Annotated in this window: 8 protein-coding genes; 7 read left to right on the top strand and 1 reads right to left on the bottom strand. The window is 62.3% G+C overall.

Features of this window, described 5'->3' with window-relative positions; translation table 11 throughout:
* Window positions 1-198 precede the first annotated feature (198 nt).
* The 7 genes from LGR54_RS24580 to LGR54_RS24550 all read left to right on the top strand — a co-directional run bounded on the left by LGR54_RS24580 (window position 199) and on the right by LGR54_RS24550 (window position 4370).
* Window positions 199-957, top strand: a complete 759-nt coding sequence (locus LGR54_RS24580; protein WP_230364589.1) for a hypothetical protein — start codon at window positions 199-201, stop codon at window positions 955-957.
* Between the two features lie 317 nt (window positions 958-1274).
* On the top strand, window positions 1275-1691 hold the full coding sequence (locus LGR54_RS24575; protein WP_230364588.1) for a hypothetical protein: 417 nt from the start codon (window positions 1275-1277) through the stop codon (window positions 1689-1691).
* Window positions 1688-2305: a hypothetical protein gene (locus LGR54_RS24570; protein ID WP_230364587.1), complete on the top strand. Its 618-nt coding sequence runs from the start codon at window positions 1688-1690 to the stop codon at window positions 2303-2305. Before LGR54_RS24575 ends, LGR54_RS24570 begins: the two co-directional genes overlap by 4 nt.
* Window positions 2302-2523 carry a hypothetical protein gene (locus tag LGR54_RS24565; protein WP_230364586.1) on the top strand — a complete coding sequence of 74 codons (222 nt, stop codon included), beginning with the start codon at window positions 2302-2304 and terminating at the stop codon, window positions 2521-2523. The genes LGR54_RS24570 and LGR54_RS24565 overlap by 4 nt, the downstream gene beginning before the upstream one ends.
* Complete coding sequence (locus LGR54_RS24560) at window positions 2516-3076, top strand: HK97 family phage prohead protease (RefSeq protein WP_230364585.1); 561 nt, start codon at window positions 2516-2518, stop codon at window positions 3074-3076. Before LGR54_RS24565 ends, LGR54_RS24560 begins: the two co-directional genes overlap by 8 nt.
* A gap of 57 nt (window positions 3077-3133) precedes the next feature.
* The gene (locus LGR54_RS24555; RefSeq protein ID WP_230364584.1) at window positions 3134-3580 is read left to right on the top strand and encodes a hypothetical protein; all 447 of its coding nucleotides are present in this window, start codon (window positions 3134-3136) and stop codon (window positions 3578-3580) included.
* A 136-nt stretch (window positions 3581-3716) separates the two neighbouring features.
* Window positions 3717-4370, top strand: a complete 654-nt coding sequence (locus tag LGR54_RS24550; protein ID WP_230364583.1) for a hypothetical protein — start codon at window positions 3717-3719, stop codon at window positions 4368-4370.
* 876 nt (window positions 4371-5246) lie between these two features.
* Here LGR54_RS24550 and LGR54_RS24545 read toward each other — a convergent pair.
* A complete protein-coding gene (locus LGR54_RS24545) occupies window positions 5247-6044 on the bottom strand; it encodes a response regulator transcription factor (RefSeq protein ID WP_230364582.1) in 798 nt (265 codons plus the stop codon).
* Window positions 6045-6069: the final 25 nt, after the last annotated feature.

Raw genomic sequence — 6069 nt, 5'->3', positions numbered from 1 at the left:
ACCGGGGGTACCTCAAGGTCTACGCTCGTCTCTTCTGCGCACCGGCGGGGTCCTGCAACGCGAAATCCCGCAGGTTTCGAGTTATTTTTTGGCGGGGTCGCATGCGCTTTATGTGCATTCCGTCGAGTTTCTCGCCGCGGGGCCACGCGCGCCCGGGGCGCCCAAACGCTATATTTCTGGTGAGCCCGCGAAGACGGGATGCTCTTCACCATTCCTGCGAGGAAGACCATGCACCTGCGCGCCCTGCCGGTGGCTGACGCCGGCCAGATGCTGCCCAACCATCTCGACAATCCCAGTGACCTCAGCGTCCCGCGGTTCCGGCCTTCCGCACCGGCCAGTGCGCCGCTGGTCACTGACGGTCGGTCCTGCCGCAGCCCCGCCCAGCACCGCGCCGACATCGCCAAGGCGGGGACGTCGGACGAGCGGCACGAAGGCGACGGCCAGTCCAATCTGCGGAAAGCCTTCGACACCGGGCTGCTACCTGCTGAACTACGGGAGACAGCGGCTGTGTTCGACGAGCTCTATCACCTCGCGCACACACCACCTGCACGGCCGACAATATATGAATGTCAAAGCCTCGGCCGTCTTACCGGACCCGAGCGCCAAGCCCGCGCGCGGCAGGTGCTGCGGCTACTGCAGTATAGGTGCGGACATCTCTATCGCGACTTGGTGCGCGCCGTGATCCACGACGAGCCCATGGCCGCGATCGGAGCGGACCTAGGCGGCAACACGAAGGACAGCGCCAGACTCGGCCGGCAGCGTGTCGCCGATGCTCTGACCTTCGCCCGCAGTGCCCTGGCCGACATGGATTGCTGGCAACGCCGCCAGGATCGCGCCGTCGATGTTGGCTCTCCGATCGTACCGATCACAGCGCGCGCCATCGGCGACATTGGCATTCCGGAATGGATTCATGAAGCGGCGAACGATGATCTACGGCAACTAAAGCAAGCTGCGTGAGGTGGTTCGGGGTGCCTCCCCGCCTTTGTGGTAATCTAACAATAAGTCTCTCGCAGGACTTCTACTTCAGCCCGGTCGCGTGCCGGGCTTTTCTTTTCCTCTCGGCGCCACCCCAACGTCGAGCGAGCCCGGCGAATGTTTTGCGCAGTTCGGCGTTCGCCGGGCTCAACTTCACAGCAAATCCAGAAGGACATCCAATGGCTACCACCAGACAGGCGGTTGCCGCGATCGATCGCGTGCTGAGGCTGCCTCACGGGGTGGCTCGATGGCACGCTGATCGTCTCCGCGCCGCTGGCCGGCTGCCCAGCACACAAGGCATGCCGACGCCGCTCACCAGCACCGAGATCGCCTCGATCTTGCTTTCGACATTGACCGGCACCGCATCGGACAGCTGGCGCATCGGCGAGTATCTAGATCTTCATCCGCTCACCGGCGGCCCGTCGCTGGTGGAAACTATGGCGGTGTACGTCAACACGCCGGACGATTTCTTCGAACTCGCCGTCGACGCCTTCACGACCGCGGCGGTGCTGACCTTCCGGGCCGCGGATCGGGGCATCCGCACTACTCATTTCGCCGATCGTGAGCCGCGCCTCCGGCCGGCGATCGATCGCTTCACTACGTTACCCGCCGGCACGCTCGTCGAGCTCGCCGCCGCCATCAAATCCTGCCCGCCTGTCCGCGCCGGTCGACGTCGCGTCGCCGCTCGGTGGGCATCACCTATGGAAGCAATATGATCCTGAAGAAGCGCCAGGCGGCGCCTGAACCGTTTAAGGTCCGAAGCCTCGCCGAGGCTGATCCGGCGTATTCCGCGCTGCTCGAAAAGCAGCAGGAACTTCGCACTGCCCGCTCCAAGCTCGACGCCGAAGAAGGCGACCTCCTCTTCCGTCTCGCCAACGATAAGCCGGCCGATGCCCCGGTGAATCGGCGTGTCGCCGCGCTTCTCGGCGATGAAGTCGACGAATCCAGTCCAGCGCTAGACGGGTTGCGAGCCCGCTTCGCTCAGTGCCAGGCCGAACGCCGCGACGTTGATGCCGCTCTGCGGGTGGTCGATGACCGGATCCGGGCGGCCCGAGGTGCGGCGAGCAAGACGATCCTCACCGACGTTGAGCCGGAATGGCGTAGGCGGGTGACGGCGCTCGGTGCCGCTCTGGCGCAGGCGCACGCCGCGCACGCCGCCGTTGAGGAGATCATCGACGCCCTGCAACGGGCGGATGTGGCGTGGGGACGACCGACATTCACGGATGGACGGGCCGTGCAGATCTTCGAAACTCGCGTCGGTGCGTGGTTCGCTCGCGCTGCTGCTGCCGGACTGATTGATCGAAGCACGATCCCGGAGTCGTTGAAATGAGGCGGACTGTCCCTCACGCTGTCCGCGGTGTCGAGCGCGCCACCGCAAAGGCCGGCAACGCCAGCCTGATCCGTACCGCGGTCAACGGCCGCAGCGAGATGCTGCCGGACGACCCGCACGAGGTGGTGAAAATCCTCGCCGAGCGCCGGAAGAAATCGCCGGCCTTGGCCTTAAAGACCCGGCTGCTCGCTGATCTGCGCAAGCGCGGACATGGATGAGGGGCTCAGCGCCACCGGTCGGCGGATGGTGGGGTATGCGCTGCGCTGGGGCCATCCAGCCCAAGTCACTGTCGGCGGCCAGCGGGTGACAGAGACATTCCGGCGCGGTGCATTCCTCACCTCCATAGCCGAAGGGCGGGTACTGATGTGCCTGGATCATATGTGGGACGCCGTCGTTGCCCGCCAGGCCGATGGTACGCTCACTCTGGTCGAAGACGCGGTCGGCCTTCGCGTGGATGCTGTCGCCAACCACAGCCCTGCCGGGGACGATGCGCTCGAGGCCGTGCGCTGCCGGGCTTGCGCCGGGCTCTCGGTGTCGTTCGATCGGCCGGCCGCCGAGTGGCGCGACGTGGACGGCGAGTCGGTGCGGGAAATCGTGTCGTGCGAGCTGCTCGAGGTGTCGGTCTGCCGAAACCCAGCCTACCGCTCCTCGGAGATCGTGGCGGGCCGCATGCGCATCGATGCGTTCCTGACCGCCGCCGCAGCCCTTGATGATCCGCATGGAGCGCGTCTTGCCCGCCTCGAGGCGGCCGAGGCGGCGCTTCGACGGTAGGGGGGGGCACCTCAGAAGTCCAGGTGCCTCTGATCTCCGTACCAGTGACGCCCCTTCGTGCGCGCATCCGCAATTCAAAATATGGGGGTGCATCACCTGCCCGCTGACCTCCCGGCCTTCCTCATCCACGCCCAGCGCCAGCCCTTCGTCTTAGGCCAGTTCGACTGCTCTCTCGTCATCGCCGACTGGTGGCTCGCCAATCACGGTGTAGACCCCGCCGCAGACATCCGGGGCACCTACAGCAGCCAAGCCGAATGCAACGCCCTCCTGCGCCAGCACGGTGGCTTGCCTCGCCTCATAGCGCGCATGGCCCGCCGTGTGGGTGCCGTCCGCACCGCAGACCCGCAGCCGGGCGATTTCGCCATTATCCGCGCACCTACGCTTTGGGCTGCGGCCATTCGAACCCCGACCTGCCGATGGGCGGTGAAGGAGGGCGACGGCCTCACTGCCATCCGAAGCCCGCTGCGCGTCGTAGCGGCGTGGTCCATCACCAAGGAGAACTAATGCCCCAAGCACTCGCCCCAATCATCGCTGGAGCCCTCGGCCCGGCCTTTGCAGCCGGCACGGTGGGCGGCTATTTGGCCACAACCGCGCTCACCCTTGGAACGGGCTTCACCGTCCTGATGCAGGAGGCCGGCCGATGACTGCTGTGCTTGCCATGCGCCAGAGCGGTGTGATCCACATCGCCACGGACACCCTAGCGATAGCGCCCGACGGCCGGCGCCACCTTGTGCCGAAGACCTACACGATCCCCCATGCCAAGGCCGCCCTTGTCATCCTCGGCACCAGCGGCGCGGCCATTGGGGTGCTTGAGCACATGTCGAAGGGGGCGGACACGTTCGATGCTCTGGCGGGCAATCTCGTCAACGCCATGCGCGCCGTCACCGCGCCTCACACGGGTGTAGATCCTCGCCAGGTCGCCGTCCTCGCCGGCTTCGGGGCCGAGGGGCCGCGGATCTATATGGTCAGCACAATCGAAGAGCCAGGCATCACGCCCTTCCAACTTACCGACGTGGGACCGATGTTCGCGGCGCCGATCACGGGCGAATTCGTCAAGCAGGCGAATCTCCCGAACGACACGGACCAGATAAACCCGGAGTGCGACTTCCCCCGTTACTTCGAGATAATCCGGGGACTCGGCATCAAGAGCCCGGCTGGCGGCGACGTGCGAGACTGGGTCGGCGGCCCGCTTTCGCTCACGGCCCTGCACGACGATGGGCGGATCGAGCAGCGCATCGTCGGCGAGCGTCGAGTTGAGGTTGCCCCGCGCCTGCGGCGTTGTGTTGGACTGTGACGGAGAGCGCGATGCAAATGACCCAATTCATGATCACCGCGCCCTCCAAGGACCACCCTGCCGGCACCCTGGTGGTCACCATAGAACTGTCAGCGGATTTTCGCGCTCGCTCGCTGGAGGGCGACGACTCCTTGCCGGAGTTTTTTCCGACGAGTGGGTGGCGGAGGCGCTGGCGCGGTCTGACCTTCCCCTGGAACGCAAAAAGGCCGGGTGATCCCGGCCTTTTTCTTCGTAATCCACGCCGCCGGTACATCCGCGGTCGACATGGTTGCGAACATTCATACGTACCGTTGGCGCGTGACGGTGCTGTGAAGCGGCCACAACTGCGGCGTGTGCAACGGCCCGCTACACCGTCGATGTTGGGGTAAAGCTGAAGCCTTAGCGCAATCGGGCATGCTCGTTCTTGTGGCGCACGATTTCGCGCAAGTTCAAATTCTAGTGGATTTCGATCGACGAAACGCATCGAAATAACTACAGAGCCTCTCGACGTTCTCGGGCTCAAATTCATGATCTGAGTCCGCATGAACGACAATTTGGAAGTTGCGGCCAGAGTTTTCCTTACAAATCGCCTTAAGCGCTTTTCGCAGAGAGGGGTACTCTTGGCGTCTGACAGCGAGCGCTTCACCGTTTTGCGACGGCCACTTCCACGCCGTCGTCGCATAACCGTTCAAATCGTGTAGCACCTGCCTTGGATCGAAAGCTTTCACATTCATGCGCCTGCTCCCCGGTCGGGTCGAGCGAAAGCGCGCGGATCTCGATCCGTTCTCTTCCAACCGCCAACGTGCCGATGCCTGTGTTGACGACATCAGACTCTATATCCCTTCCGCCGAAATAGCCAATCCAAATGAAAAAACGAAGTCGATTCACAAAAAATAATTATTCACCTTCTATCGGGAGCATTCTTGTAACCAACAATGCAGCCTCAGTGCGGTTTTTGACATTGAGTTTTTTCATTATGTTTCGAATGTGAACCTTAACAGTGCTTTCACACATGTTAAGTTGATAAGCGATGATCTTGTTGGGGGTTCCACTACGCAGGGCGCGGGCTACCATCATTTGCTTGTGTGACCCGAAGGCGCCGTATGATCCAATCGGATAATCCGAGCGCCCAAACGAATTCGGCTCGCTATTCAAAAAGCCAGAACTCGGCACGTAAGTGCCACCTGCCAACAGCAAATGGAGGATCTGTATCGTTAGTCGGAGAGATAGACTGGTCGGCAGGTATCCCTGCACGCCCACCTGCACGGCTTCGGCCACGCTCTTCGCGGCATCATCATCGCAAAGAACCGCAAAACTGATGGATGGATGGCGAGCATGCAATTGAGTGACGTAGGATCTTAGCTGCTCCATCCCAATTTTGTTTCCAGCAACATGCGGCATCGATAGTATAATCAACGATGTGCTTTCACTATCGCTTGATGCGGTCCATTCTGGAAAATCCAAATAGCTATAGAAATCGCAACTAGAATCTTCCATGCGAAGCGATTTTACTAAGCTCTGTGCATACAATAAGCGCGGCTCAATCAAGGCGACGAAATTGTGTCGTCGCGCATCCTCATTTCTCCTTATCTGAAATGACTGCGGGTCATGATGTTCGTCGTGCCCGAACGCAAGCGCGGCAGATCGCCGCTCAGCGAACGACGCTGAATGTTCAACGGCATCTTCGGTATCCATACGGCGTGATCACCATCTGTGCTCA

The organism is Ancylobacter sp. Lp-2 (assembly GCF_020523795.1).
GTDB lineage: Bacteria > Pseudomonadota > Alphaproteobacteria > Rhizobiales > Xanthobacteraceae > Ancylobacter.
This window is presented reverse-complemented; position numbering and strand designations above follow the sequence as displayed.